We start from the raw sequence: 24,992 nt of genomic DNA on the forward strand, positions 1-24,992 counted from the left end.
TTGCTGGCGCATCGTTGAACGCGGAAAACCGGATCCACTTTTCGCTGGCGCGGCCCTTCGGGTCGCTGACGCGGACCTTCGGTTCCGCACGATGCGTTAACGGAATGCGGCCACGTCGTCACGGGTCACCGCGCCTGTCAGCCATGCCGCGAGGGCATAAAGCGCGAGCCCGCCCAGGCAGAAGGCGGCGAGCGAAAGGCTGTCCGTGGGTGCAAGCATCCGCTGAACTCCCCACAGCCCCAGGCTCATGAGTGCCGTGGAAAAGGCGATGCGGGTCAGTCGGCTCATGAAGCGTCCATCCGGATGCCACAGGTCGATTCGCTGAAGCAGCCAGGCCATGGCAGCGGCATGAACGAAGCAGCCCAGGCTGATGCCGAGAGCGATCCCGACAGGTCCCCAGCGCAGCGCGAGCAGCACGCCGCCCATGAGCGTGACGAGGATGCCGAGAAGCGTTCCGGCCATCGTCATGCGCAGGGCGCCACGGGCGAAAAGTGTCTGGCTCAGCACCTTTCCGGCGGTGGCGAAAGGCAGGCCGAGGCTTAAAGTAGCGAGCACCAGCGCCGTTCCTTGAGTATCGGACGGGAGAAAGGCTCCGCGCTCGAAGAGCACATGGGTGATGGGAAAGGAGAGAATCAGCAAAGCCGCGCTGGCCGGCAGAGCGAGCAGCAGCGCCACCTCCAATGCCCGGTGCTGAGCGGCGACGATTGCTGTCGTTTCTCCCGCATGATGGTGCCTGGCGAGTTGCGGAAGCAGCACGCTCGATCCGACCGCCGCCATCAGGCCGAGCGGCAGCTGCATCACGCGCTCGGCGTAATAGAGCCAGGAGATGCCGGAGGGCCAGAACGAGGCTACCTGCGCTCCCACCAGAATGAAAAGCTGAACCGCACCGCTCGCAACGAGCGCGGGAAAGCCCGCCAGCAGCAGTCTCCTGAGGCCCGAGGACCAGCGCGGCCGGCCGAAGCGCACGAGTTTTTCACCGCCCTGCCGAAGCGCTGCCAGCACGATGAAAAGCTGGATAAAGCCTGCCAGGCTCGAAATGCCCGAAAGCCATGCGGCCTTCTCATCGAGCGGAAGCGCGAAGACGGTTTCGAGCGCCACGAGCGTCAGGATCAATCCGACATTCACCGCAAGCGGCGCGAAGGCCGTTGCCCGATAGCGTCCGCGCATGTTCAGGACGGCAGCGGCAATCGAGGAGAGCGTGACGGCGATGACGATCGGAAAGGACAGGCGCGTGTAGAACGCGACCAGCGCGAGGGTCCGTCCATCGTCATGCAGGCCCGGCGCGAGGAGAAGCGCGAGAAGGCCGGCAGCAATCTCCACCACGGCGGTGAGCCCGAGAAGCGCCAGCGCGAAGACGCCGAGCACATCACCAGCCATTGTGGCCGCCTCATCCGGCTTCAGCCGGCTCAGCTGCGGCACGAGGGCCGGGTTGAGCCCGCCTTCGCCCACGATGCGGCGCACGAGATTCGGCAGGCGAAAGGCCGTGAGAAACGCATCCGCCACGGGGCCCGCGCCCAAGGCCTGCGCGAACAGCATGTCCCGGGCGAAGCCCAGAATGCGCGAGGCGATGGAGCCGAGGCCGACCAGAAGGGAGGAGCGGATGAGCGACATGGATCATGTCGCGCTTAAACCTTTCCGCTGAAATTGTCTAAGAAATGGTGATGGAACGGGCGCCATCTGTTCCCTTCCCGCAAGGGGGAGGGAAACCAGCGCTCTATTCTGCTGGCATGCTGCGGTCGGGAGTGACATCTCTTCGTCATGGCCGGGCTTGTCCCGGCCATCCCGATCCGAAGAGCGCTGCGCCTCTTGTAAACGAGATCACCGGCACAAGGCCGGTGATGACGCGGGGATGATGGACGGAGCATCGCGCTTGGGCTGTGCGCCCCAGCTTCATCCCTCCCGCAAGGGGGAGGGAAGATCGCCCTCTATCCCCTCGCGCGCGCAATCGCCTCGCGTTTCTGGGCGAGCGTCATGCCGCCGACGTAGGATTCCGTGCCGACGAGGAAGGAGGGCGTGGCGGAAAAGCCGAGCGAATCGCCGAGCTTGAAGGCGTCCTTCATCCACTGCGTGGTGCGCTCGGAATTCGCCGCTTCCTCCAGGCGCTTGGTGTCGCCGCCGAGGCGCTCGATTTCCTTCAGGGCCCGCGCGCCGTCGACCGCCCCTTTAAGCTTGAAGAGGGCAAGATGCAGCGGCAGGTAAGCGTCAGGACCGTAGAGTTGGAAATAGGCCAAAGCTGCCTTGGTGGCCGTAACGGACGGAATGCCGAGCACGGCGAAATTCACCAGCACATAGGTCAGATCCGGCTCCGCCTTCAGGAGCGCGGGCAGGTCGGCCGCCGACTTCCTGCACCAAGGGCAGTTGTAGTCGAAGTATTCGATCATGATCACGTCGCCGTGCCGGTGCCCGAGCTTCACGGCAGCATTCAAGGCCATCGTGTCCTCGACGAGCTCGATCGGAACCATCTGCGGCTCCGGCGCAGACTGGGCAAAAGCAGGAACGCTGGCGCTGGAGGCGGCGAGGCCGGCCAGAAGGGTGCGGCGGGACAGGATCATGGAAAAACGCTCTCGAACAACGAGCGCCTCTGGTGCCGTTCGATCATGTCGGGAGCAAGGCCAAGCTTTGCTCCCTCATGCACTTGTGAAAGTGCCTTAACCTTCTTCTCCCGTCACGCCGGCGGCGTCCTGGGCTTTCAGCACTTCCGGACGCGGCATCGAGATGATGTTGTAGCCGGAATCCACGTAGTGGATCTCGCCGGTCACGCCGCTGGAAAGGTCGGAGAGGAGGTAGAGAGCCGAGCCGCCGATCTCCTCGATGGTCACCGTGCGGCGTAAGGGAGCATGCGCCTTCTGGTAGGTGAACATGAGGCGCGCATCGCCGATGCCGGCGCCCGCGAGCGTACGGACCGGGCCTGCGGAGATGGCGTTGCAGCGAATTCCCTGAGGACCGAGGTCGGAGGCGATGTAGCGCATGGAGGCTTCGAGCGCCGCCTTCGCCACGCCCATCACGTTGTAGTTCGGCATCACGCGGGTGGAGCCGCCATAGGTGAGGGTGAGAAGCGCACCGCCGTTCTTCATGCGCTTGACGGCGCGCTGGGCCACTTCCGTGAAGGAGAAGCAGGAGATCACCATGGTGCGCGAGAAGTTCTCGCGGGTGGTGACTTCCGTGTAGGAGCCCTTGAGCTGCGACTTGTCGGAGAAGCCGATGGCGTGGACCACGAAGTCGATGGAATCCCAGCGCCTGTCGATGGCCTCGAATGCGGCGTCCACGGAGGGAAGGTCCTCCACGTCGCAGGGGATCACGAGGTCCGAGCCCAGCGACTGCGCCAGAGGCGTCACGCGCTTGCCGAGCGCCTCGCCCTGATAGGTGAAGGCGAGTTCCGCGCCGTGCTGCGCCAGAACCTTGGCGATGCCCCAGGCGATGGAATGATCGTTCGCGACGCCCATGATGAGGCCGCGCTTTCCTTGCATCAGACCGCTCATGCGGGTCCCCCTCTGCGTCGGCTCCATGTTGGGATGCCGATCGTTAGCAAACCGTGCATCCCGAGCCTTGGTCTTGATTTCAATGAGCGTGTCCATGCGAGGTCCCCCTTGGAAATTCGGGACATCGCACGGCGTTGTCTCAGGTTTATGACGTCCTGAGAGCTGTTTCCACTGACGTGGAATCATCTCTCATTTTTAGTTGCCGCATCTTTTGGCGGCGAACCGTGTCCACTTCGCCGAAAGATGCTTTAGCCGTTGTGGCGGCTGAAGACGAGTGTGGCATTGGTGCCGCCGAAACCGAACGAGTTCGACAGAACCGTGTCGATCTTGGCATTGTCGATGCGCTTGCGGACGATATTCATGTCGGCGAAGGCCGGATCGATCTCGTCGATATGAGCGCTTTCGCAGATGAAGCCGTTCTGCATCATCAGGAGCGAATAGATCGCTTCCTGCACGCCGGTCGCGCCGAGCGAGTGACCGGTGAGCGACTTGGTGGCCGAGATCGGCGGGCACTTGTCGCCCGAGCCGAACACCTCGCGGATCGCCTCGATTTCCTTCTGGTCGCCGACCGGGGTCGAGGTGGCGTGCGGGTTGATGTAGTCGACCGGGTTGTGCACGTCCTTGAGTGCCATGCGCATGCAGCGCACCGCGCCTTCGCCCGACGGAGCCACCATGTCGTAGCCGTCGGAGGTCATGCCGTAGCCGACGATCTCGCCATAGATCTTGGCGCCGCGGGCCTTGGCGCGCTCCAGCTCCTCCAGCACCAAGACGCCCGCGCCGCCGGCGATCACGAAGCCGTCGCGGTTGGCATCATAGGCGCGGGAAGCCCGGGCAGGCGTGTCGTTGTACTTGGTGGACATGGCGCCCATGGCGTCGAAGAGATTGGACAGGCTCCAGTCCAGATCCTCGCAGCCGCCGGCGAACATCACGTCCTGCTTGCCGTACTGGATCATCTCGTAGGCGTTGCCGACGCAGTGATTGGAGGTCGCGCAGGCCGACGAGATGGAATAGTTCACGCCCTTGATCTTGAACCAGGTGGCAAGCGTCGCCGAGGCCGTCGAGGACATGGCCTTCGGCACGGCGAACGGGCCGATGCGCTTGGGACCCTTGTCGCGGGTGATGTCGGCGGCCTCGATGATGGTTCGGGTGGAGGGGCCGCCCGAGCCCATGATGATGCCGGTGCGCTCGTTGGAGATGTCGCTCTCCTCGAGTCCTGAATCGCGGATCGCCTGGTCCATGGCAACGTGATTCCAGGCCGTGCCGCGGCCGTGGAAGCGCATGGCGCGGCGGTCGACGAGCGAGTCCACGTCGATCTGCGGGGCGCCGTGGACCTGGCAGCGGAAGCCGAACTTCTCGTAATCCTCGGCCTTCGCGATGCCGGACTTCGCTTCGCGCAAAGAGGCCAGCACCTCCTGCGTGTTGTTGCCGATGGACGAAACGATGCCCATTCCGGTGACGACGACGCGCCTCATAGCCTACCTCTTCATAGGATCTTGGATGCCAGCCTTATGCCCACACAGGTAAGGTCTGGCCGGCTCAATCTCAACCGCGAGCCTGCGGGCGGATCGGGAAACGATCCATCAGACTCGATGGCCTCGCCGCACGCGGCAGGGCCGGTTTTTCGAAAAGATCATGTTTTGTCAACATGATGGAACTTTGGCACTGCCCTTAAGGAAGGCCTTAGCCGCCGACCGGAGCCTCCGCCTGGAACAGGCCGACACGCATGTCCTTGGCCTCGTAGATCCGGCGTCCGTCGGCCTCGAGCCAGCCATCGGCGATGCCGAGCACCAGCTTCGAGCGGAAGACGCGCTTGAGATCCACGCCGTAGACCACCTTCTTCACGGTGGGCAGAACCTGATCGGAGAATTTCACCTCGCCGACGCCGAGCGCGCGGCCACGGCCGGGCGAGCCGCCCCAGCCCAGGAAGAAGCCGGTCAGCTGCCAGAGAGCGTCCAGCCCCAAGCAGCCCGGCATCACCGGATCGCCCGCGAAGTGGCAGGGGAAGAACCAGAGGTCCGGGCGGATATCGAGTTCGGCGCGCACATGGCCCTTGCCGTATTCGCCGCCCTCTTCCGAGATGGAGGTGATGCGGTCGAACATCAGCATGGGAGGCAGCGGCAGCTGGGCGTTGCCGGGGCCGAACAATTCTCCGCGCCCGCAGGCAAGGAGCTCTTCGTAATTATAGCTGGACTGGCGGGCCATGCCGGGTGCCGATCCTTTCATCGCGTCGTCTCAAAAGCGGCCTCAAGATGTCCTAAAGGCCTTCAATGCGGGCTCTGGTAGCACAGGCTTGGCCATCCATCAAAGGGACCCGGGCGCAGAGCAGCAATTCTTTTGCCGCCTCCTAAGGATGATACCTTAAGCGCGACCGCGGATCACCTTGCGGCGACCCCCTCGCTTTCCTATGATTGTGATGATAGAAGCGCTCGTTCCCTCAAACAGTTCCGACAATGACCGACCCTTTGTCCGCCTACATTGAGTCCACGACGGCTCCTGCCCACCGGAAGGGATGCCCCCTCTCCGAGCTGCGGGACAAGCTTCGCCGTGTCGGCCTGCGCCCCACCCGGCAGCGCGTCTCTCTGGGCTGGCTCCTGTTCGGCAAGGGTGACCGCCATATCACGGCCGAGATGCTCTTCGACGAGGCGAGCCGCGCCCGCGTTCCGGTGTCTCTCGCCACCGTCTACAACACCCTGCACCAGTTCACGGAAGCCGGCCTCCTGCGCCAGCTCGCCGTCGACGGCTCCAAGGCCTATTTCGACACCAATCCCACCGAGCACCACCACTTCTTCCTGGAAGACGTGGGCGAGCTCGTGGACATGCCCGCGACCTCCGGCGTGAGCGTGGCCGACCTGCCCGAACCGCCCGAGGGCATGGAAGTGGCTGGCGTCGAGGTGATCGTGCGCCTGCGCCGCAAGTCCGCTTAACAAATCGGAGCAGAGTTTTAAAGCATCGGACGAGAAAAGTGGACTTGCACTTTCGGGATTGATCCGATGCTCCCTTCTTGAGCGGCGCATCGTTCGGCGCGGAAAATCGGGTCCACTTTCCCGCACGATGCGCTAAAAGCGGCAGCCTGGATTTTTCCTCATGCCGCTCACACACTCTCTCGTCGCCGTTCTGGTCGCCATCATCTGGGGCTTGAGCTTCGTCGTCATCAAGCTCGGGGTTGGCTCCATGCCGCCCCTGCTGCTCTGCGCGCTTCGCTTCTTCTTCGCTGCCCTTCCCGCCATCTTCTTCGTGCCGCGCCCCAAGGCATCCTGGGGGAACATGGTGGCCTACGGCTTCTTCCTTGGGGTCGCCCAGTTCGGCCTGCTCTTTGCCGCGCTCGCCTTCGGCATGCCGGCGAGCCTCGCCTCCCTCGTCATGCAGGCACAGGTGTTCTTCACGATCCTGTTCGCTGCCCTTTTCATGGCCGAGCGGCCCGGCCCTCACCAGATCATGGGCGGCCTCATCGGCTTTGCGGGCCTCGTGATCATCGCCGTCCCGCGGCTCTCCGGGAGCGGAGGGGTGCCGTTCCTCATGACCGTGGCCGCCGCCGCCTCCTGGGGCGTGGCCAACATCGTCTCCAAGCGAGCGGGCCGGGTCGACATGCTGGGCTACATCGTCTGGGCGAGCCTTGTCGCGCCCCTGCCGCTGCTCGGCCTGTCGCTTCTGCTCGATGGGCCTGACAAGGTGGTCTTGGCGCTCATGAACATGGACGCGGGCACCTGGGGCGCGGTCGCCTACCTCGCCTATCCCACCACGGTCTTCGCCTTCGGCGTCTGGGCCTATCTGCTCTCCCGCCACCCGGCGGCGACCGTGACCCCCTTTGCCTTGCTCGTGCCGGTGGCGGGCATCCTCGGCTCGTCCCTCATCCTGGGCGAAGCCATGCGGCCGGTCGAGGCCGTCGGCGGGGCCGTGATCGTGGCAGGGCTGGCGCTGAACGTGTTCGGAGCGCGGCTCCTGAACCGTCGGAGAGCGGCCTGATTGATCAGCGTAGCAGACCGAACCCCACCAGCGCGTAGGCGATCAGGAAGATCGCCACGAAGATGTTGAGGAAGCGCGGCGCCACGATCGAGGCGATGCCGAGGATCAGGGCGAGGATCGGAAGGAGCTTGAAACTCAGATTGATGGACATGGAATCGAACCCGGAAAACAAGGGATGATACCTTGTTACTTACGCGGCCATTCCTTGATAAATCGGAAAGAGTTCCGGGCCTGCGACATCCGATCGAGCCTTATTCGATCTGTTCGTCGGGATAGACGCCCCAGAGCTTTTCCTGCTGCACGTAGCCGTCGAGATCCCGCGCATTCTCCATGCTGATCATGACGCGGCACCATTTACCGTCGCAGGCTTTCACGTTGGTGATCACGCCCGGCTGCATCTGGGCGACGACGCCGGCCTTCGGTTCGGGCCTGTCGAGCAGGCTGATCGGCGGCTCGCCCTTCTTGGCCCAGGGCATCACCAGAGCGGTGCGCCGGCCTGACAGGAGGGAGTGCAGCACCCAGCCTTCCGTGCCTTCCGAATCGCGGATGCGCCGCCAGGTTTCGTATTCGGCGATGATCTCGACAGGCAGGCCCGCGCGCTGGAACACCCAGGCGGTCCGATGGTCCTTGGAGGGACCTTCGCGCAGGTTCACGCGGTCGGTCTTGAGGCTCACATAGCGGGGAACCGGCAGTCCGGTGCCGAGGCGCCCTCCGGGGGGCTGCTGCTGCGCCAAGGCCGGCACTGCGCTGACCATAAAGGCGGCAATGGCGACGACGATCTTGCGCATGGAACCCCTCTCGGCGACTTTGTGTCTGCTCAAGCCTCTGATAGAGAAGCTTGGCCAGCGCCGCCACGCGGCGGCTCGTCGCCATTAGTTGCCGAGACAGGGTTAAGGGAGCGTGAAAACCTTACCTTGACCCAGCCGTTTTCATGCGGGGGATCGCTTAAAGCCGATGAGAAAGAGACCTGTCGTCGTCGTTACCCGCCGTCTGCCCGACGTGATCGAAACGCGCCTGCGCGAATTGTTCGACACCCGTCTCAACCTCGAGGACAAGCCCCTCTCCCGCGAGGAGCTGACGGAGGCGGTTCGCGCGGCGGATGTTCTCGTGCCCACCATCACGGATGAGATCGACGCCGCGCTGCTCGAGCAGACAGGCCCGAATCTCAAGCTCATCGCCAATTTCGGCAACGGCGTCGACAATATCGACGTGGCGGCGGCGGTGGCGAAGGGCATCACGGTCACCAACACGCCGGGCGTGCTGACCGAGGACACGGCGGACATGACCATGGCGCTGATCCTCGCCGTTGCCCGCCGCATCACGGAAGGCGCCAAGGTGATCCCGGAAGGAGACTGGGCCGGCTGGTCGCCCACCTGGATGCTGGGACGGCGCATCACCGGCAAGCGGCTCGGCATCGTCGGCATGGGCCGCATCGGCCAGGCGCTCGCCCGCCGCGCCAGGGCCTTCGGCCTGTCGATCCACTATCACAATCGCCGCCATGTTCCGCCGAAGATCGAGGCGGAGCTGGAAGCCACATACTGGGAATCCCTCGACCAGATGCTGGCGCGCATGGACATCGTGTCCGTGAACTGCCCGCACACGCCCGCCACCTATCACCTGCTCTCGGCGCGGCGCCTGAAGCTGATGAAGCCCGATGCGATCCTCGTGAACACGGCGCGCGGCGAGATCATCGATGAAGCGGCGCTCACCAAGCTCATCGAATCCGGCGCCATCGCGGGCGCGGGTCTCGACGTCTTCGAGGAGGAGCCCGCGGTCAATCCGCGCCTCGTGAAGCTTGCCAAGCAGGGCAAGGTGGTGCTGCTGCCGCATATGGGCTCGGCCACGCACGAGGGCCGCATCGCCATGGGCGAGAAGGTGATCGTCAATATCAAGGCCTTCATCGACGGCCACAAGCCGCCGGATCGCGTGCTGCCGAGCATGGTGTGATGCGCAAAGGGGAGAACCCCCTGTCATATAACATATGTGAGTGCGGGCTTGGGCTTGGAGCGGCCAGAAGGGTTTTTCATTCCTCGATGAAAAGCCTTCATGCCCAACCCCCTCGTTCTCAAGCTCGAACAGCGCGACCGGCTCTCGGATGACGAGAAGCGGGTTCTCGAAAGCGCGATCTCGCGCGTTCGGGTGGTCGAAGCCGATGAGGACATCGTGCACGAGGGCGAGCATCCGTCCGAGAGCAACTTGCTGCTCGACGGGTTTGCCGCACGCTACAAGATCTTTTCCAATGGTCGTCGGCAGATCACGGCGATCCATGTGGCCGGCGACTTCGTCGATCTTCACAGCTTCCTTCTGAAGACGATGGATCATGGCGTGCTGGCGCTCACGCCATGCCGCGTTGCCGTGGTGCCGCACGCGGCGATCGAAAGAATCACGGACGAGCATCCGCATCTCACGCGTCTCTTGTGGCTCAACACGCTCGTCGACGGTGCGATCCATCGCGAGTGGCTCACCACCATGGGGCGCCTCTCGGCCACGGCCCATATGGCGCATTTCATCTGCGAGCTTTTCCTGCGCCTGAAAGCGGTCGGCCGTACCGACGGCGACACGATTCAATTGCCTCTCACACAGGCGGAACTCGGCGACACGTTGGGGCTTTCCACCGTGCACGTGAACCGCGTGCTGCAGGAGTTGCGGAAAGAGGGGCTCATCCGCTGGCAGGGCGATGCCCTGACGATTCTCGATTGGGAGCGCTTGGAAAAAGTGGGCGAGTTCACCCCGACCTATCTCAACCTTCAGCACGAGCATCGATAGATGCCCGAGCAGTCCACCCCGAACATCAGCCTTCAGCCCGTCTCCGTCATGAGCGACGGCGGCAGCCATGAGGGGCGCCTCGTCTTTTCCGGCAGCGATCTCGTTGCTGTCCTCGCCAAGGTGACGGCAGAAGAGAATGCAGGCAGCCGCAGCCGGACCGGCGGCTGGTTCCTGGAGGCAGGGTTTGGCCCCTGCAGTATTCTCATGACTACCCGACCGTCGGTTTTCCCAACACTGGACGAAGCCGTCGTCTGGGTGCGCGAGCGGCTGGGATCGGGATTGGCCTCATCGTGAGGCTTTGAGCCATCCGGCGATTTCACCCGCTGCCCGCTCGCCCTCTTCCCAGGCTCCTCCGGCCGTGCCCCATTGAGCGCGGGAGAGCGCCTCGCCCGCAAACCAGATCCGCTCACCCACGGGGGCCTTCAGGCTGTCACGAATGGGAGCACGGCCCGGTGGAATGACGGCCCATGAGGCCCGCGACCAGGGATCGTTGCGCCACGTCGTGGCATGCATGACGCTCAAGTTTCGAAGAGCGCGATAGCCGAAATGCTCGGTCAGAATCTCCCGTGCGAACCGCGCCGGCGCATGGGCATCGCGCCGGTCGAACCGCGCCGCATGGGGCTGGTCGAGCTCGAAGAAATGGAAGGGCGTGTTGTCGATGCGCGTGAGAAGGCCGGGCGGCGAACGATGCGTGCCGGTGAGTGTCGCGAGCCGGTCGGGGCCTCGGAAAGGCGCGTCGGGCCAATGCAGGATCACGTGCTCATACACACCTTGGGTAAAGCCGTGGATCGCCTGCTGCACCTCGTACGGCAAGGCGGGCGCGAAGCGGATCGCATCCGTCTGCAACACGGCCATGGGCGTGGTGATGATGGCAGCCTTCGCCCGAAGGGTTCCGGCAGAGCTTTCGATTCGCACGCCCGGTCCCGACCAGTCGATGGCGTGAACGGCAGCGCTCAAGCAGATCGGCAGGTTTTTCCCGAGCCTTGCCACATAGGCCCCGAGCCCGCCCGCGATGAACAGGTTGTCCGCATATTCCATGCTTGGGAAGTCGTGCAGGCTCACCTCATGGAGCGGCCGGCCTGAGACGAGGCCGTGAATGTCCGACACACGATGCCCCTGTGGTCCCATGCCCGGCGGCAGAGCCTTTGCGGCGGGCTGGTCCTCCCGGGCTTTCGCGGCTTGCGTCATCGCCCGGTCGGCCATGGCGAAGGCACGATGGAGAGCGGCTGATCGCACGCGGCTTCCCGGCTTCCCGCGCACATAAAAATGCCCCTCCGTCGGCGCGCGGCGTAAGGGTTCGCCCCGCTCGAACCCGAGCTTCACCAGAGGGTTGATGGGACCTGCATGAAGCCAGTGGGCGCCAAGATCCACCGGGTGCCCTTTGAAGGATCGTGTGACGGTGCGCCCGCCGATGCGGCTGCGCGCTTCCAGGACGGCAACAGTAAGGCCGGAGGCGAGAAGCCGCCGCGCCGCCCCGATGCCGGCGCTGCCCGCGCCGACGATCACCACATCGGGTTCTTGAGAAAGATTGATGGCAGACGAGCTGTCGAGCGGCACGGATTTCCCCACCCCCTCGCGATTCGAGAGGTTCGTTCATAAGTAAAGGCCACGCCTGCCGCTGACGAGGCGGCATTGTCAGAAGAAAGACGAACGAGACATGCTGATCCAGACGGTCATTGCCGCAGCCCGCGATGTTTTCTCGCCGGCGCTTCGGCGCATCCTGTGGAAGTCCATCGGCCTGACGATCGCGCTGCTGGCGCTGGTCTGGCTCGTCCTGACGCGCCTGTTCGACACCTTTCTTTCGACACACGATCTGATCGCGAGCTACCCGATTCTCGACGTCTTCGCGTTCTTTCTCGCGGGCTTCGGCCTTTTCCTGGGACTGTTCTATCTGCTCCCCGCCGTCTCGGCGATCGTGGCGGGTTACTTTCTCGATGATGTGGCCGAAGTCGTCGAGCGCAAACACTATCCCGCCGATCTGCCGGGAAAGGCGCTGCCCCTCGGCAAAGCCATTCTCTATGGCCTGCGCTTCGGTGCCCTGTCGCTGGCCGTGAACTTGGTCGCCCTGCTCCTGCTCTTCGTGCCCGGCATCAATATCGGCGTGTTCTTCATCGCCAACGCCTATCTTCTCAGCCGCGAATATTTCGAGCTGGCGGCAGGTCGTTTCTGGAGCCCTGAAGAGGTCAAGCGCCTGCGCTACGAGCACCGGGGAACGGTGCTCGCGGCAGGCGCGGTTCTGGCGGGTCTTGTTCTCGTGCCGGTCTTGAACCTCATCACCCCGATCTTTGGAGCGGCGATGATGGTTCACCTGCACAAGGGCTTAATGGCTCGACGGCTGGCCGACGGCCGGCCCGGAAGCCCGCTCCGGGTGGAAGTCGGACGTCGCGCCTCCTGATTTCGCAGCCAGCAGGTCCGGCGTCGTGGGCGCTGCGTTGCGCTTGAGGTCGAACTGGCCGGTCTTGCGGAAGCGGATGAGGTAGGACGGCACGATGGCCTCAATGGTGGTGGGCGTGATGCCCAGGCCCTGGAGGGTGCGGCCCTCGCGGATGGCGGCTTCCGACACCACGTTGTCCTTCTCGAGCAGGATCGCCTGGTCGTGGGTGGTGACGATCTCGTCCGGCAGCAGGCCGAGAGTGAGCTTGTCGAGCCCGCCCATGACCGTGCCCTGGAAGCGGGCCACCGCATTCGGCACGGGCACGATCATCCGCTTGCGCTCGATGACCTCGCAGACGAACTCCATCATCTGGCGCATGGTGCGGATTTCGGGGCCGCCGAGCTCGTAGGTGCCCGGCTTCACCGCGCCGTCGACCGCGCGCGCAATGGCCTCGGCGACGTCGCCCACATAGACCGGCTGGAAACGGGTATCTGCGCCCGGCAGGGGCAGCACCGGCAGCATGCGGGCGAGCGACGCGAAACGGTTGAAGAGGCTGTCGCCCTGTCCGAACATGAGCGACGGGCGCAGGATCACCGCATCCGGACGGGCTTTCAGCAGGTTCGCCTCGCCGGCAGCCTTGGAGCGGGCATAGGCCGATTCGGAATTGGCATCGGCGCCGATGGCCGAGACATGGATGACGGACACCGCGTTCTTGGCGGCCTCCGCGATCAGGGCAGGGGCTTGCGCCTGAAGCGTGTCGAAGCGCTGGCGGCCGCCTTCCTGCAGGATGCCGACGAGGTTGATCACATGGTCGGCTCGCGCCACCGCATGGGCGATCGAGTCGGGATAGCGCACATTGGCCTGGATCGCGTGGACCTGCCCCACTTTGCCCATGGGGAAGAAGCTCGCCCGGTTCGGCTGGCGGGTGGCGACCAGCACGCGGTAGCCGCGCTTGGCCAGGAGGCTCACCACATAGCGGCCGAGAAAGCCCGATCCGCCGAAGACCGTGACAATTTGCTGCTCAGGCGTGCGAAGCGCACCGATCATGAAAAGCCTCCTGTCCGCCAAGACTTGCAAAGGACTTGCAAGGGAGCTTGGGGGTGAATTTGGAATGTCTCTAGTCAAACGACGTCCCCCTGTGAAGGGGCGTCGCACCAAGAAAGCGCACGAACCGCATTTTCAGTGATTGACGCGAAGCCCCAAGCACCTTAAACGAACCCTCGCCGAACAGGCATGCCCAGGTGGCGGAATTGGTAGACGCGCTGGTTTCAGGTACCAGTGGTGCAAGCCGTGGAGGTTCGAGTCCTCTCCTGGGCACCAACCCTCTCTCGAGGGTTGAAGTGTTGATCTTCTGACAGAATTGATCCGGCGACCGGTACACGACCCGGCACGGATGGTCGCGATCATATGGGTCGCAAAATGGCCTATGCTGGCAGGCGCAGCGATTCAGCAAATCTGCAAGCGCTGCGAGACACTCCTGGTGAGAGCACGCCGGCAAACAAGATCTTCCTCATGAATCCGATCAGATGGTCATCCGGGCCCCCACCTCGACCGCCCGGTCCTCGGGGATGCAGAACTGGTCCGTGATGTCGCTCGCGGACCGCGCCAGCGGGATGAAGAGGTAATCCTGCCAGAGCGGCAGGCCTGACTGCGCCGAGGCTTGCAGCGCCCGCCGCGACAGGAAGAACGACGCGTTCGCCAGGTCGAAGTTCGCCGCCTCCAGCGCCCTGGGCACGTTCGGGTGCTCCATGAAGCCGAAGCGCACCGTCACCCGCGAGAACCGCTCCGAGAGCTTCTCCGTGGTGATGCGGCCTTCATCGGGACGGCGCGGGATCTCCTCGGTCACCACGGTCAGGATCACGTTCCGATCGTGCAGCACCTTGTTGTGTTTCATGTTATGCAGAGCAGGGCGGCCGAATCGTCCTGAGCGTAGGGTATTCGGCGTCTTCGTGGCCTGACGTAGCTCTGCGGCACAGAGTTGCCCTTGGGGAGAGGTGGGGTGTCGGCTCCTCCACGGCGGCACCCTGTGGGGCTGAAGGGCGTTGATTGATCATGGCGAACTCTCTCAGGCTCGTTGCAGCGCAGGCTGAAAAACCACCAGGAGTGGTCGCGTCGGCCGCCTATGCGGGTGGTCGGCGTTTGGCTGATATTGCCGTCGAGGAAGCCGGCGAGTGGTCGCGCAAGCCCGGACACGTAGTCTGGATCGGCCTGCACGAGCCCGGCTTGGACCTCCTGCGGCGACTCCAACAGGAATTCGGCCTGCACGAGCTTGCCATCGAGGACGCCCTCAAGGCGCACCAGCGGCCCAAGCTCGAACAGTACGGCGAGGCCTTCTTCATCGTTGCGCGCACGGCCCAGATGCTGGACGGGCGCATCGCCTTTGGCGAGACCCATCTGTTCGTTGGACAAGGTTATGTGGTCTCCGTCCGCCACGGCGCCTCGACGTCTTATACTCCCGTGCGCGAACGCTGCGAGGCGGCTCCCAAGGCGCTCTCAGAGGGCGAGGACTTCATCCTCTATGCCATTCTCGACTTCATCGTCGACAACTACATGCCGGTCATCGAGACCATCCAGGCGGAAGTGGAGGAGATCGAGGACAGCGTCCTGGGCGCGAACCCATTACAGGATCAGATGACACGGATCTACCAGCTCCGCCGGGATCTGCTGCGCCTGCGTAACGCCGCCGCCCCGCTGGTGGAGGTCTGCCGCCGCCTCGAACAGCCGGGTCTGCCGGGGGTGGATGCTGCGATGCAGCCGCTGTTCCGCGACGTCTCCGACCACATCCGCCGGGTACAGGAGGAGATCGAGTCTTTGCGCGAGGTGCTGGCGTTTGCGTTCGAGACCAGCCTGATGACAGGGCAGGCGCAGCAGACCGAGATCACGCGCAGGCTGGCAGCCTGGGCGGCGATCCTGGCGGTGCCGACGGCGGTGGCCGGCATCTATGGCATGAACTTCGACATCCTGCCCGAGTTGCACTGGAGATACGGTTATCCGTTCGTGATGCTGATGATCGCAACGGTGTGCGGATGGTTGTATTGGCGCTTCCGGCGGGACCGCTGGCTGTGAGCGCATCGTGCGGAACCGGAGGTCCGCGTCAGCGAAAAGGGGACCCGGTTTCCGCCCCCAACGATGCACCGCTTTAAAGAGAGAGCATCGGATCGATCCCGAAGTCCAAGGCCGCTTTTCGGGTCCGAGGCTCTATACCCCAAGTGATCCTGATCATCCTGCTCGGCATCTTTCTGACCATGCCCTACGCCCGCATCGGCACCAACGTCATCGGGTTCAGGATCGGACACTTGATATGGCGGGGCGCGCTGCCGAACAGCGGGCGAGCCTGATCAAGGGAGTGGTGCGGATCACGATGCCGTCATGCTGCGGTGTCAGGGCGGTGATGGCGGATTCACGCCTTCCTGGAGTTGCCCCTCGTCTTGGAGAGACTCGACACCAATTGAGTGGATGACGCACGGATCAAAGGAGGTGAGGGATGCAGCTCAGCGAGACCGCCTGCGAGATCCTTGACTTCTTGCGTGAGACACACCGGAAGCCCGGCGCTCGCATGACCATGGCAACCTTGGACGCGCATTTCGGAACGGATCCGGCTGTCGCCGTGGCTGTTTCCGAGTTGAAGCATAATGGATACGTGACCACACCCGACGCCGGGACAATCGAACTGACCGATCGAGGCTTCGATGCGCTCCATCGCAGAGATTACCGCACAGACCCCGAATGAAAAGGGATCGGCAGGCGACCCTCGACCCGGGCAGGTGTCGGCTAGAGCCTCGGGCGTGAAAAGTGGACTTGCCCTTTTGGGGCTCATCCGATGGTCCTTTCCTAGAGGAGCGCCTCTGGGGAGCGGAAAACCGGATCCCCTTTTCGCTGACGCGGCCCTTCGGGTCCGCACGATGCGCTAGCGCCAGTCTGCGCCCGACGGAGCCGCCTGGTCGCTCCGGGGCTCGCGGCTCACTTCGACCGAAGAGGCCCGGGGCCGCACCTTTTCCGCCTGTGCGGCTTCCTGCTCCACAGGGCTGTCGACGATGAGGCGCGCCCCGCGCTGGTAGGTCAGGTAGTTCCAGAACCAGCTGAACGCGACCACGGCCCGGTTGCGCAATCCGATCAGAAAATAAATGTGCGCGAAGCCCCAGAACAACCAACCGAGGAAGCCTTTGAGGTGAACATGATCGAGCCGCACCACCGCCGCCTTGCGCCCGATCGTGGCGAGGTCACCCTGGTGCCGGTAGCGGAACGCACCGGGCGGCGTCCTGTGCGAAGTCCGCGCTGTAATCACCTCGGCCACATAGCGCCCCATCTGCTTGGCGGCAGGCGCGATGCCGGGCGCCGCCTTTCCGTCAGCATCCACCACTGCAGCAGTATCCCCGATCGCGAAGATCTCCGGCCGGCCTGGGATTGTCAGGTCGGGGCCGACCTTGGCCCGCCCGGCCCGATCCCTTTCGGCTCCGATCCACTCGGCCGCCGGGGAAGCGACGACACCCGCAGCCCATACGATCGTGCCAGCCTCGATCCGTGTATCCTCCAGGTCGACCCCACGCTCATCACAATTGATGACCCGGGCCGAAGTCCTGACCTCTACGCCCATCCGTTCCAGCGCCTGCCGCGCATAATCTGACAGGTCGGCCGGAAAGGCGGGCAGGAGCCTGGGCCCGGCCTCAATGAGGATCACCCGAGCGGCGTGCGGATCAATCCGGCGGAACTCGGCCGGCAGGGCATGATGCGCCACTTCCGCAATGGCCCCGGCCATCTCGACGCCTGTAGGGCCGCCCCCCACCACCACGAAGGTGAGAAGACGCTTCTGGTCTGCCGCGTCCTCCATCAATTCCGCCTTCTCGAAGGCCATCAGGATCCTGCGGCGGATGGCGGTCGCATCCTCGATCTGCTTCAGTCCCGGTGCGACAGAAGTCCATTCCGGATGGCCGAAATAGGAGTGCGTCGCGCCTGTGGCGAGGACAAGATAATCGTAAGGAATGGTCACGGATCCGACATGGACGAGTCGCGCATCGACATCGACACTCGTCACGTTCGCCATCAGGACAGTGGCGTTCGTCTGCCGCCTGAGAATGCCCCGGATCGGCCAGGCGATGTCCGCGGGCGACAGGGCCGCGGTGGCGACCTGATACAGCAGGGGCTGGAAATAATGGAAGTTATGGCGGTCGACGACGGTCACGTCGACCGGAGCGCCCGCCAGGGACTGTGCGACCGTCAATCCACCGAACCCAGCCCCGATGATCACGACCCTCGGCATGTTGGCGGCCATGGTGCTCTCGCTGTCGTTGCATTGGGGCGGTGCCCCGCGTGAGGGTTTCGCCTGCCAGCCAATCGATGCCGATCAGGGATGTTCCCCAATCGAAGTGGTTTTGCAGGGATAATCACAGACGCACACTTCCCTTAGAGACAAGGCTACACGATTGGGACAAGCGGATGGTCCGATCGCTCTTCGCTTTCAACTACTGGCCTCTCCTATCCGGGCCGTCCTGCTCAGCGCTCCAGGATAGGCCTGATCTCCTGAAGGTTTTCGATGGTGTGCTCCAGGTGGCGGCGCAGCGCCTGCGAGGCTTCCTCGTTTTTGCCGCGTTCCAGCAGATCGAGAATCTGGAGATGCTCTTCGCATTGCTGGCGATAGCGCTTGCGGTCGATCATCGAGCGGTATGACAGCAAACGGCGGACGCGGTTGATGCGCCGGACGGCTTCGAGAAAAAACGGGTTGCCCGACGCTCCGATGATCGCCTCGTGGAACCGCACGCCTCGTTCGTGGAGCGCATCGGCACTGTCCGTTTCGATGGCACCGCCGAGAAGCCGTAGCTCCGCCTCGCGGCACCGCGCCGCCGTCTCGGGATCAAGGTGGTAAGTGGGCTCAAGCAGGGCGGCAGGTTCAAGAGCCAGACGGACGCGGTAGGTTTGCTCCAGGCTTTCAGGCGTGGTGAGCATGGGCGAAAAGGACCAGCCATAGCCAGGCCGGCGCTCGGCCCAGCCTTCCTGCGCGATCCGACCCAAGACGGTGTTCAGTTGCGCCTTCGTGGCCCCATAGGTTTCCTTCAGATAGGCCTCGGAGGCTGGATCCGGCAGGCGACCGTGGAGATGATCCTCGGCGATCCTGAAATAGATGTCGGAGGTGTCGTCTCTTGCGACGAGACCCAGTGTTTCCGGTGAAGCGTCTTTGGCTTCCGACACGAAGTAGCCCCGGTTGCGCTCATGGGTGAGGACGCCTTTCGTGGCGAGCAACTGCAAAGCCTGGCCGATGGGAAAGCGGGAGACGCTGAAGCGTTCGGCGAGCTCCTGTGCCGTGACGTGCGTTCCGACCGCCAGTCTGGACCCGCGAATATGCTCCAGGATCTGTGCGGCGAGCCCCTCGGTCATTTCCCGTTTGTTCCCGGATGCGGGTTCACTGACTGAGACACTCATCGAAAAACCTGACCTCGCCCCTGGAAACGGAGCTCTTCTTTCCTGCGATTCCCGCCCGGTATAGCACCGCACTTTGAAATTCGCAGGAGAGTGGCTGGGAGATCGTCGACTCAATCTCCCAGCCGATTGTCATCAGGACTTCACGAGCCCGACCGAGCGCAGGACGTCGCCGACACGCACCTGCTCTTCCTTGAGGAAGGCCGTGAAGGGTTCGCCGGCAAGATAGAAGTCCTCCCAACCCCTCTGCTTCAGGATCTCGGCCCATTCCTTGGACTTGACCAGCTTGTCCATGGTGTCGGTCAGAGCCTTCTTCTGGTCGGCCGTGATGCCCGGGCCGGCCATGATGGCGCGCCAGTTCACGACTTCGACATCCATGCCCTGCTCCTTGAGGGTCGGAACGTCGGCGTTCGCAAGCCGCTTGCCGGACGAGATCGCAAGCGCCCGCAGCTTGCCGGCCTTGATCTGGCTCTCGAACTCGCCGTAACCGGAGATGCCGGCCGTCACGCGCCCGCCGAGCATCGCCGCGAGGGCTTCGCCGCCCCCCGAGAAGGCGATGTAGTTGACCTTCGACGGATCGGAACCTGCCGCCTTGGCGAAGAGCGCCGCGAGGATGTGGTCGGCGCCGCCTGCGGAACCGCCGGCCCAGGTGACCTTCGCCGGATCGGCCTTCACGGCATCGGCCAGCTCCTTGACCGATTTGATCGGCGAGTTGGCGGGCACGACAATCACGAGCGGATCGCCGGTGAGACGCGCGATCGGGGTCACCTGATCGAGAGTGACCGGCGACTTGTTGGTGAGGATCGCGCCGACCATGGTGATGCCGTTGACCATGAGCTGGCTCGGGTCGCCCTTCGCCTGGTTGACGAACTGGGCCAGACCAACCATTCCGCCGGCACCCGTGACATTGGTCACCTGAACGCTCTTGGCGAGACCCGTCTGCGTGAGCACCTGCTGAATGGAGCGGGCCGCCGAGTCCCAGCCGCCGCCCGGTCCCGCCGGAGCCATGATCTTGAGTTCCTGCTGCGCGAAAGCCGACGAGGCGACGAGCGTCAGAGCTGCAACGGCAACGCCGCGGATTGTCTTGGTGAAGTGGCTCACGAGTTCCTCCCTTAAAGGTTGCGTGAGATGTTGAACGCAAAGTGGATGTTGCCGCTCAGCGTCTGATGGTCGGCGAAGCCTCTCGCCGAGTCCTTTCACCGTTGCCGGTGAACTCTGGTGCGGGCGTCTCGCGGCTTGTGGCTTCAGCGTTGATGACGCGCTGCAGGATGAGGGGGATGATGCCGCCGTTGCGCAGGATCTCGACCTCAAGCCCGGTCTCGATGGCGGCGGTGGCGATGAATGTTTCACTTGTTCCCGATGCGCGCCGGATCGTGACAGGCACAGGGCCGCGCGGGCTGATCCGGTTGGGATCGGCTTCGATGAGGATCTGATCGCCAGGGCGCAGGTGCAGATTGCCGGGATGCCGATCCGCCGGAAGGCGCAGGGGCAGAATGCCCATGCCGATCAGGTTCGAGCGATGAATACGCTCGAAGCTCGAGGCCAGGACTGCGCGTGTCCCGAGAAGCGCTACGCCTTTTGCAGCCCAATCCCGCGATGAACCCATGCCATAGCGCTCGCCTGCCACGACGACGACGGAGGATCCTTTACGCGCGTAGCGCTCGGCGGCTCGCCACAAAGGCAGGTGCTCGCCCGATCCCGCATGGAGCGTGAAGCCCGGTGCGATCTGTGGATCGAGCAAGTTGCGGACGGACTTGTTGGTGAACAGGCCTCGGACCATCGCCTCCCAATTGCCGCGCCGGGATGCGAAGACGTTCAGGTCGCGACGGTTTTCGCCGCGCTCGACGAGATACTCGGCGGCTTCACCGACCTGTGGAATCTGCCCCGCGGGTGAGATGTGGTCGGTGGTGATGTCGTCGCCCAGCACGAGCAGCGGATGCGCCGCGTAAGTGCCCAGCAGCGTGCCCTTGCCGAAACCCGCGAAGGGCGGGCGGCGGATATAGGTCGAGCCCGGATCCCAAGGGAAGAGATCGGTGGCAGGAGCATCGAGCACCCGCCATGTCTCGCTGGCCTCGGCTCTTTCATAAGAGACGTCGTAGTCGCCGGCATTCATCGCCGTGCTGAGAGCCGCATCGATCTCATCACCGCTCGGCCAGAGATCGGCGAGCCTGATCTCTTCGCCCGATGCTGCACGCCCGATCGGATCCACGAGAATGTTGCGGTTCACATCGCCTGCGAGCGCGAAGGCGACGACGAGCGGAGGCGAGGCCAGGAAACCGGCTTCGAGCTGCGGATGAACGCGTCCCGGGAAGTTGCGGTTGCCGGACAGAACGGCGACGGGAAGAATGCCCCATTCTGTCATGGCCTGCTCGATGATCGCAGGCAACGGACCCGAATTGCCGATGCAGGTGGTGCAGCCATAGCCGACGATGCCGAAGCCCACCGCTTCGAGATCCTTCAGCAATCCGGCGCGGCGGAGATAAAGCTCGGCTGCCGGCGATCCGGGCGCCAGCGATGTCTTCACCCATGCAGGCGGCGTGAGGCCGAAGCGGCGCGCCTTGCGGGCGACGAGGCCTGCGGCAACCAGCAGTCTCGGATCGGACGTGTTGGTGCAGCTTGTAATCGCCGCAATGGCAACGGAACCATGGCCAGGTTGCCCATCAGAAACCGGGCGGCCCGCGAGCATGGGAGCGAGCGCTTCGACCGTTGCTCCGGCTGAAATGCGGTCCTGCGGACGGCGTGGTCCTGCCAGGCTGACCTCAACTTCATCGAGATCGATCTCGATCGTGTCGGTGTAGCGTGGGCGGGCTTTCGGATCGAACCAGAGGCCCTGCCGCTTGGCATATTCTTCCACGAAGCGGACATGCTCGGCGGAGCGGCCTGTTTCGCGTAAATAACGCAGCGTCTGCTCATCGATGGGGAAGAATCCGGAATTGGCGCCGAATTCCGGCGTCATGTTGGCGATGACGGCGCGGTCGCCTGCGGAGAGTGTCGAAACGCCCTCGCCATAAAACTCGACGAAGCGATCTGCCAGATCGATGCGCCGGAGGCGCTCCGTCACCGTCAATGCCAGATCGGTCGCGAGCACGCCCTGCTTCAAGCGTCCAGTGAGGCGAACGCCGATGATGTCCGGCACGCGGATCATCACGGGCATGCCGAAGAAAACGCTTTCCGCCTCAAGCCCGCCGACGCCCCATCCGAGCACGCCGATGCCGTTGATCATCGGCGTGTGGCTGTCCGTGCCGATCAACGTATCCGGCACTGCCCATGACGCACCATCGCGCCGGGATGTGGTCACGACGCTTGCCAGCCGCTCGAGATTGAGCGTGTGCATAATGCCTGTGCCGGGCGGATGCACGCGAACGCCTGTGAGAGCCCGTGTGGCCCATTTCATGAAGCGGTAGCGTTCGGCGTTGCGCCCGAATTCGCGCTCCATGTTGCGCAACAGCGCATCGGAGGTTCCGAACACGTCGACGGCGACGGAATGGTCCGTGGAGACATCCACGGGCAGGACGGGATTGAGCAGGCTCGGATCGTGCCCTGCTTCCGCGAGCGATGCGCGCATGCCGGCGATATCCACCAGAGCCGGCCCGCAGGTGGTGTCGTGCATCAGAACACGGCCGGGCAGGAAGGGGATCTCCTCCTCGCTGCGCCCGCTGCTCAGCCAATTCAGGATCGCATCCTTGGCCCTGGGGGCATCGTCCCCCGCATTGCGCAGGACATTCTCAAGCATGATCCGCAGGATATGCGGCAGCCGCTGAAGGCTCTCTCCAGCGGCCATGGGGAGATCGACGATACAATGCCGCCCCCCATCGGTGGCAATGGTTGCTGCAGCTTCTCGCGTGTCTGTTTCATGGGTCATGGCCCAATATTGCATAATGTCGCCAATAAATGCAAATGGTTTTGCATTTTAGGCTTACAAAATGATTTGGGCCTCACTCCGTACAAACTCCCACAGGCTTGAAGGTAGCCTGTGCGGGATCGGGGACTCCCAGCAAAGCAAGTTCGGGGACCGCAAACCCGTCGGTTGAGATCAATGGCCCCGGAAGCGGTGAAGGGCGGATCCCTGAAGGCTCTGGTCCTGCCAGAAGGGATTGCTCTACCGCCTCAGGTAACCAGGATAGCGTGCGCTGATCTCGTCCACATGGGAGAGGGTGCCTGAGAGGTGATCGCGCAGATGCTGCTGCGCCTCGTCGGGTTTGCCGTCGGCGATGGCCTGCACGATCAGCTTATGATGCCGCACGATGCCCTCGATCTTGCCAGGGGTTGGCAGGAAGAGGCGCCGAAGGCGGTCGATATGCCCGCTGCGGCTGCGCACGAGCAGCCAGAGATCATGCATCTGGGCAGCTTCATAAAGGTGCCGGTGAAACTCCTGATCCGCGGCCTCGAAAGCCTGCAGGTCGTTGGCCTCCATCAGGGCCTGCTGCTGTGCAACGATCCCCTTGAGCCGTGCGACCAGCCTCGTGTCCGGGTTCAGGGCCAGGCTGCGCACGATCTCGAGCTCCAGGGAGCGCCGCAGGAAATGGGCCTGCTGAGCGAGCGTCAGGTCGATGGGGCTGACCACTGTCGCATGCTGCGGAAAGACATCCACAAGGCCCTCCTCCTCGAGCCGCATCAGGGCGTCACGGATGGGCGTGGAGCTGACCCCGAACTGCGCAGCAAGCGTCGTCCGCGACAGGGTGGTGCCCGGCGTCAGCTCCAGGGACAGGATCGCCTCCCTCAAGCGCTCGAAAACCTGAGGAGCCGCCTGACGGCCACGCTCCAGGCGCTCCGGGGTTTGGAGGGGAGCTTGTTGTTTCAATGCTGATTTTGACAGCGACATCCTGAACAACCCGATTTGTCCGTTGAATTCATATAGCACACTTGCGAGCCGTGCACTAATGCATTAGTGTATGAGTTGCCGGAACGGAAGTCCCGGATCATCCCGAAGCTCCCGCAAAGAGGGGCCACTCTGAGGAAACACCATGAAGAAGCAGATGAGGCGCCTTGGCGCCGGTATTGCGGCTGCCGTCGGATTGCTTGCTCTGGCAGGCGCGGCCCAGGCTCAGCAGAAGAGCGAAATCTCCATCACCCGTCAGCCCGGCATCCTCTATTTGCCGACCCATATCATCGAAAAGCAGCAGCTGATCGAGAAGCACGCGGCGCGTCTCGGCTTGGCCGAGCTCAAGACCAAGTGGGTGACCTTCAGCGGCGGCGGTGCGCAGACCGATGCGCTCCTGTCCGGCGGCGTCGACATGGTGAATACCGGCGTCGGCAACCTGCTTCTCCTGTGGGATCGCACCAAAGGCGGCGTGAAGGGAATCGTGGCGACGTCCGCGCAGCCGCTGGCCCTCGTGACGCATGACCCCAAGATCAAGTCGCTGAAGGATTTCGGCCCTGGCGACAAGATCGCGGTGCCGACCGTGAAGGTCTCGACACAGGCCATTCTGCTGCAGATGGCGAGCGCGAAGGAATTCGGCGCGGATCAATGGTCGAAGCTCGACGCCAATACGGTGCAGCTCGGCCATCCCGATGCCGTCGCGGCCATGACGAACCCGCAGCACGAGGTGAAGAACCACTTTGCCGCGCCGCCCTTCCAGTACATCGAGATGAAGACGGTGCCGAATGCGCGCATCATCCTGCAATCGCCCGACATCATCGGCGGGCCGCTGACCCAGGGCCAGTTCTTCACCACCACCAAGTTCGCAGATGCCAATCCGAAGGTGATCGAGGCGGTTCGCGCCGCATCGAAGGAGGCGCAGGACTTCATCCGCAAGGATACGAAGGCCGCAGTCGACATCTACAAGGAGATCACCGGCGACAAGACGAGCGCCGAGGATCTGCTCGCGTGGCTCAAGGAGCCCGGCATGATGGAATGGAATCTTCAGCCGCAGGGCACGATGAAGTTCGCCGAGCACCTCCACAAGATCGGCACGCTCAAGACGAAGCCCTCGTCCTGGAAGGATTTCTACCTGCCGATCGCGCATGATCTGAACGGCAACTGATTGAGCCCGTGCGCC

25 protein-coding genes and 1 tRNA gene are annotated in these 24,992 nt (G+C 63.8%); 11 read left to right on the top strand and 15 right to left on the bottom strand.

Features of this window, described 5'->3' with window-relative positions; genetic code table 11:
- Window positions 1–96 precede the first annotated feature (96 nt).
- The 5 genes from murJ to fabA all read right to left on the bottom strand — a co-directional run bounded on the left by murJ (window position 97) and on the right by fabA (window position 5,681).
- A complete protein-coding gene (gene murJ, locus DC522_RS09035) occupies window positions 97–1,611 on the bottom strand; it encodes a murein biosynthesis integral membrane protein MurJ (RefSeq protein ID WP_116528370.1) in 1,515 nt (504 codons plus the stop codon).
- 314 nt (window positions 1,612–1,925) lie between these two features.
- A complete protein-coding gene (locus DC522_RS09040) occupies window positions 1,926–2,552 on the bottom strand; it encodes a thioredoxin domain-containing protein (protein ID WP_116528371.1) in 627 nt (208 codons plus the stop codon).
- A gap of 96 nt (window positions 2,553–2,648) precedes the next feature.
- Window positions 2,649–3,479 (bottom strand): enoyl-ACP reductase FabI, encoded by an 831-nt coding sequence (gene fabI, locus DC522_RS09045; RefSeq protein ID WP_116528441.1) that lies wholly within the window; start codon window positions 3,477–3,479, stop codon window positions 2,649–2,651.
- Between the two features lie 248 nt (window positions 3,480–3,727).
- Entirely contained in the window at window positions 3,728–4,951 is a 1,224-nt protein-coding gene (gene fabB / locus DC522_RS09050; protein ID WP_116528372.1) for a beta-ketoacyl-ACP synthase I, read from the bottom strand.
- A gap of 208 nt (window positions 4,952–5,159) precedes the next feature.
- The gene (gene fabA / locus DC522_RS09055) at window positions 5,160–5,681 is read right to left on the bottom strand and encodes a 3-hydroxyacyl-[acyl-carrier-protein] dehydratase FabA (protein WP_116528442.1); all 522 of its coding nucleotides are present in this window, start codon (window positions 5,679–5,681) and stop codon (window positions 5,160–5,162) included.
- A gap of 248 nt (window positions 5,682–5,929) precedes the next feature.
- Here fabA and irr point away from each other — a divergent pair, with 248 nt between their 5' ends.
- Together irr and DC522_RS09065 are read left to right on the top strand one after the other, a co-directional pair.
- Complete coding sequence (gene irr / locus DC522_RS09060; protein ID WP_116528373.1) at window positions 5,930–6,403, top strand: Fur family transcriptional regulator Irr; 474 nt, start codon at window positions 5,930–5,932, stop codon at window positions 6,401–6,403.
- 160 nt (window positions 6,404–6,563) lie between these two features.
- Window positions 6,564–7,442, top strand: coding sequence for an EamA family transporter (locus tag DC522_RS09065; RefSeq protein ID WP_116528374.1), 879 nt, complete (start codon window positions 6,564–6,566; stop codon window positions 7,440–7,442).
- A gap of 4 nt (window positions 7,443–7,446) precedes the next feature.
- Here DC522_RS09065 and DC522_RS09070 read toward each other — a convergent pair whose 3' ends face one another.
- Together DC522_RS09070 and DC522_RS09075 are read right to left on the bottom strand one after the other, a co-directional pair.
- Window positions 7,447–7,593, bottom strand: a complete 147-nt coding sequence (locus DC522_RS09070; RefSeq protein ID WP_116528443.1) for a DUF3096 domain-containing protein — start codon at window positions 7,591–7,593, stop codon at window positions 7,447–7,449.
- 100 nt (window positions 7,594–7,693) lie between these two features.
- Window positions 7,694–8,230, bottom strand: a complete 537-nt coding sequence (locus DC522_RS09075; RefSeq protein WP_116528375.1) for an SH3 domain-containing protein — start codon at window positions 8,228–8,230, stop codon at window positions 7,694–7,696.
- A gap of 166 nt (window positions 8,231–8,396) precedes the next feature.
- Here DC522_RS09075 and DC522_RS09080 point away from each other — a divergent pair, with 166 nt between their 5' ends.
- The 3 genes from DC522_RS09080 to DC522_RS09090 all read left to right on the top strand — a co-directional run bounded on the left by DC522_RS09080 (window position 8,397) and on the right by DC522_RS09090 (window position 10,502).
- Complete coding sequence (locus DC522_RS09080; protein WP_116528376.1) at window positions 8,397–9,389, top strand: D-glycerate dehydrogenase; 993 nt, start codon at window positions 8,397–8,399, stop codon at window positions 9,387–9,389.
- 99 nt (window positions 9,390–9,488) lie between these two features.
- Window positions 9,489–10,208 carry a Crp/Fnr family transcriptional regulator gene (locus tag DC522_RS09085; RefSeq protein ID WP_116528377.1) on the top strand — a complete coding sequence of 240 codons (720 nt, stop codon included), beginning with the start codon at window positions 9,489–9,491 and terminating at the stop codon, window positions 10,206–10,208.
- Window positions 10,209–10,502, top strand: coding sequence for a hypothetical protein (locus tag DC522_RS09090; protein ID WP_116528378.1), 294 nt, complete (start codon window positions 10,209–10,211; stop codon window positions 10,500–10,502).
- Here the strand turns inward: DC522_RS09090 and DC522_RS09095 are convergent.
- Entirely contained in the window at window positions 10,494–11,765 is a 1,272-nt protein-coding gene (locus DC522_RS09095) for an NAD(P)/FAD-dependent oxidoreductase (RefSeq protein WP_245444060.1), read from the bottom strand. The two genes, DC522_RS09090 and DC522_RS09095, sit on opposite strands and share 9 nt — an antisense overlap.
- A gap of 100 nt (window positions 11,766–11,865) precedes the next feature.
- On the opposite strand from DC522_RS09095, the gene DC522_RS09100 reads away from it, so the two are divergent.
- Window positions 11,866–12,603, top strand: coding sequence for a sulfate transporter family protein (locus tag DC522_RS09100; protein WP_116528380.1), 738 nt, complete (start codon window positions 11,866–11,868; stop codon window positions 12,601–12,603).
- On the opposite strand, the gene DC522_RS09105 is transcribed toward DC522_RS09100, so the two are convergent.
- Window positions 12,529–13,629 (bottom strand): complex I NDUFA9 subunit family protein, encoded by a 1,101-nt coding sequence (locus tag DC522_RS09105; RefSeq protein ID WP_116528381.1) that lies wholly within the window; start codon window positions 13,627–13,629, stop codon window positions 12,529–12,531. The genes DC522_RS09100 and DC522_RS09105 overlap by 75 nt on opposite strands.
- Window positions 13,630–13,817: 188 nt before the next feature.
- On the opposite strand from DC522_RS09105, the gene DC522_RS09110 reads away from it, so the two are divergent.
- Window positions 13,818–13,902 (top strand) — tRNA-Leu (locus DC522_RS09110).
- Window positions 13,903–14,104: 202 nt separating this feature from the next.
- Here the strand turns inward: DC522_RS09110 and DC522_RS09115 are convergent.
- Complete coding sequence (locus tag DC522_RS09115) at window positions 14,105–14,476, bottom strand: KUP/HAK/KT family potassium transporter (protein ID WP_116528382.1); 372 nt, start codon at window positions 14,474–14,476, stop codon at window positions 14,105–14,107.
- Window positions 14,477–14,634: 158 nt separating this feature from the next.
- Here DC522_RS09115 and DC522_RS09120 point away from each other — a divergent pair, with 158 nt between their 5' ends.
- From DC522_RS09120 to DC522_RS09125, 3 genes are all read left to right on the top strand, one after another.
- Entirely contained in the window at window positions 14,635–15,648 is a 1,014-nt protein-coding gene (locus DC522_RS09120; protein WP_116528444.1) for a magnesium and cobalt transport protein CorA, read from the top strand.
- 143 nt (window positions 15,649–15,791) lie between these two features.
- Window positions 15,792–15,920, top strand: coding sequence for a hypothetical protein (locus DC522_RS36830; protein ID WP_256369844.1), 129 nt, complete (start codon window positions 15,792–15,794; stop codon window positions 15,918–15,920).
- A gap of 146 nt (window positions 15,921–16,066) precedes the next feature.
- Window positions 16,067–16,312: a hypothetical protein gene (locus DC522_RS09125; RefSeq protein WP_116528383.1), complete on the top strand. Its 246-nt coding sequence runs from the start codon at window positions 16,067–16,069 to the stop codon at window positions 16,310–16,312.
- A 177-nt stretch (window positions 16,313–16,489) separates the two neighbouring features.
- On the opposite strand, the gene DC522_RS09130 is transcribed toward DC522_RS09125, so the two are convergent.
- The 5 genes from DC522_RS09130 to DC522_RS09150 all read right to left on the bottom strand — a co-directional run bounded on the left by DC522_RS09130 (window position 16,490) and on the right by DC522_RS09150 (window position 23,815).
- Window positions 16,490–17,851: an NAD(P)/FAD-dependent oxidoreductase gene (locus DC522_RS09130; protein WP_116528384.1), complete on the bottom strand. Its 1,362-nt coding sequence runs from the start codon at window positions 17,849–17,851 to the stop codon at window positions 16,490–16,492.
- Between the two features lie 221 nt (window positions 17,852–18,072).
- Window positions 18,073–18,951: a GntR family transcriptional regulator gene (locus DC522_RS09135; RefSeq protein WP_116528385.1), complete on the bottom strand. Its 879-nt coding sequence runs from the start codon at window positions 18,949–18,951 to the stop codon at window positions 18,073–18,075.
- Window positions 18,952–19,128: 177 nt separating this feature from the next.
- Entirely contained in the window at window positions 19,129–20,094 is a 966-nt protein-coding gene (locus DC522_RS09140) for a tripartite tricarboxylate transporter substrate binding protein (protein WP_116528386.1), read from the bottom strand.
- Window positions 20,095–20,149: 55 nt separating this feature from the next.
- Complete coding sequence (gene acnA / locus DC522_RS09145) at window positions 20,150–22,855, bottom strand: aconitate hydratase AcnA (protein WP_116528445.1); 2,706 nt, start codon at window positions 22,853–22,855, stop codon at window positions 20,150–20,152.
- Window positions 22,856–23,092: 237 nt separating this feature from the next.
- Window positions 23,093–23,815, bottom strand: coding sequence for a GntR family transcriptional regulator (locus DC522_RS09150; RefSeq protein ID WP_116528387.1), 723 nt, complete (start codon window positions 23,813–23,815; stop codon window positions 23,093–23,095).
- Window positions 23,816–23,969: 154 nt separating this feature from the next.
- Here DC522_RS09150 and DC522_RS09155 point away from each other — a divergent pair, with 154 nt between their 5' ends.
- A complete protein-coding gene (locus DC522_RS09155) occupies window positions 23,970–24,977 on the top strand; it encodes an ABC transporter substrate-binding protein (protein WP_165820109.1) in 1,008 nt (335 codons plus the stop codon).
- The last annotated feature ends 15 nt before the right edge of the window (window positions 24,978–24,992 follow it).

Origin of the sequence: Microvirga sp. KLBC 81, assembly GCF_003075415.1 — a bacterium.
Classification (GTDB): domain Bacteria; phylum Pseudomonadota; class Alphaproteobacteria; order Rhizobiales; family Beijerinckiaceae; genus Microvirga.

Bases quoted from the DNA above. Each gene is read 5' to 3' on its own strand.
- DC522_RS09075 (WP_116528375.1), bottom strand. From the start codon at position 8,230: ATGCGCAAGATCGTCGTCGCCATTGCCGCCTTTATGGTCAGCGCAGTG.
- DC522_RS09085 (WP_116528377.1), top strand. From the start codon at position 9,489: ATGCCCAACCCCCTCGTTCTCAAGCTCGAACAGCGCGACCGGCTCTCG.
- DC522_RS09090 (WP_116528378.1), top strand. From the start codon at position 10,209: ATGCCCGAGCAGTCCACCCCGAACATCAGCCTTCAGCCCGTCTCCGTC.
- fabI (WP_116528441.1), bottom strand. From the start codon at position 3,479: ATGAGCGGTCTGATGCAAGGAAAGCGCGGCCTCATCATGGGCGTCGCG.
- DC522_RS09105 (WP_116528381.1), bottom strand. From the start codon at position 13,629: ATGATCGGTGCGCTTCGCACGCCTGAGCAGCAAATTGTCACGGTCTTC.
- DC522_RS09040 (WP_116528371.1), bottom strand. From the start codon at position 2,552: ATGATCCTGTCCCGCCGCACCCTTCTGGCCGGCCTCGCCGCCTCCAGC.
- DC522_RS09120 (WP_116528444.1), top strand. From the start codon at position 14,635: ATGGCGAACTCTCTCAGGCTCGTTGCAGCGCAGGCTGAAAAACCACCA.
- DC522_RS09065 (WP_116528374.1), top strand. From the start codon at position 6,564: ATGCCGCTCACACACTCTCTCGTCGCCGTTCTGGTCGCCATCATCTGG.
- fabB (WP_116528372.1), bottom strand. From the start codon at position 4,951: ATGAGGCGCGTCGTCGTCACCGGAATGGGCATCGTTTCGTCCATCGGC.
- murJ (WP_116528370.1), bottom strand. From the start codon at position 1,611: ATGTCGCTCATCCGCTCCTCCCTTCTGGTCGGCCTCGGCTCCATCGCC.
- DC522_RS09080 (WP_116528376.1), top strand. From the start codon at position 8,397: ATGAGAAAGAGACCTGTCGTCGTCGTTACCCGCCGTCTGCCCGACGTG.
- DC522_RS09115 (WP_116528382.1), bottom strand. From the start codon at position 14,476: ATGAAACACAACAAGGTGCTGCACGATCGGAACGTGATCCTGACCGTG.
- DC522_RS09135 (WP_116528385.1), bottom strand. From the start codon at position 18,951: ATGACCGAGGGGCTCGCCGCACAGATCCTGGAGCATATTCGCGGGTCC.
- acnA (WP_116528445.1), bottom strand. From the start codon at position 22,855: ATGACCCATGAAACAGACACGCGAGAAGCTGCAGCAACCATTGCCACC.
- irr (WP_116528373.1), top strand. From the start codon at position 5,930: ATGACCGACCCTTTGTCCGCCTACATTGAGTCCACGACGGCTCCTGCC.
- DC522_RS09130 (WP_116528384.1), bottom strand. From the start codon at position 17,851: ATGGCCGCCAACATGCCGAGGGTCGTGATCATCGGGGCTGGGTTCGGT.
- fabA (WP_116528442.1), bottom strand. From the start codon at position 5,681: ATGGCCCGCCAGTCCAGCTATAATTACGAAGAGCTCCTTGCCTGCGGG.
- DC522_RS09100 (WP_116528380.1), top strand. From the start codon at position 11,866: ATGCTGATCCAGACGGTCATTGCCGCAGCCCGCGATGTTTTCTCGCCG.
- DC522_RS09070 (WP_116528443.1), bottom strand. From the start codon at position 7,593: ATGTCCATCAATCTGAGTTTCAAGCTCCTTCCGATCCTCGCCCTGATC.
- DC522_RS09125 (WP_116528383.1), top strand. From the start codon at position 16,067: ATGCAGCTCAGCGAGACCGCCTGCGAGATCCTTGACTTCTTGCGTGAG.
- DC522_RS09155 (WP_165820109.1), top strand. From the start codon at position 23,970: ATGAGGCGCCTTGGCGCCGGTATTGCGGCTGCCGTCGGATTGCTTGCT.
- DC522_RS09150 (WP_116528387.1), bottom strand. From the start codon at position 23,815: ATGTCGCTGTCAAAATCAGCATTGAAACAACAAGCTCCCCTCCAAACC.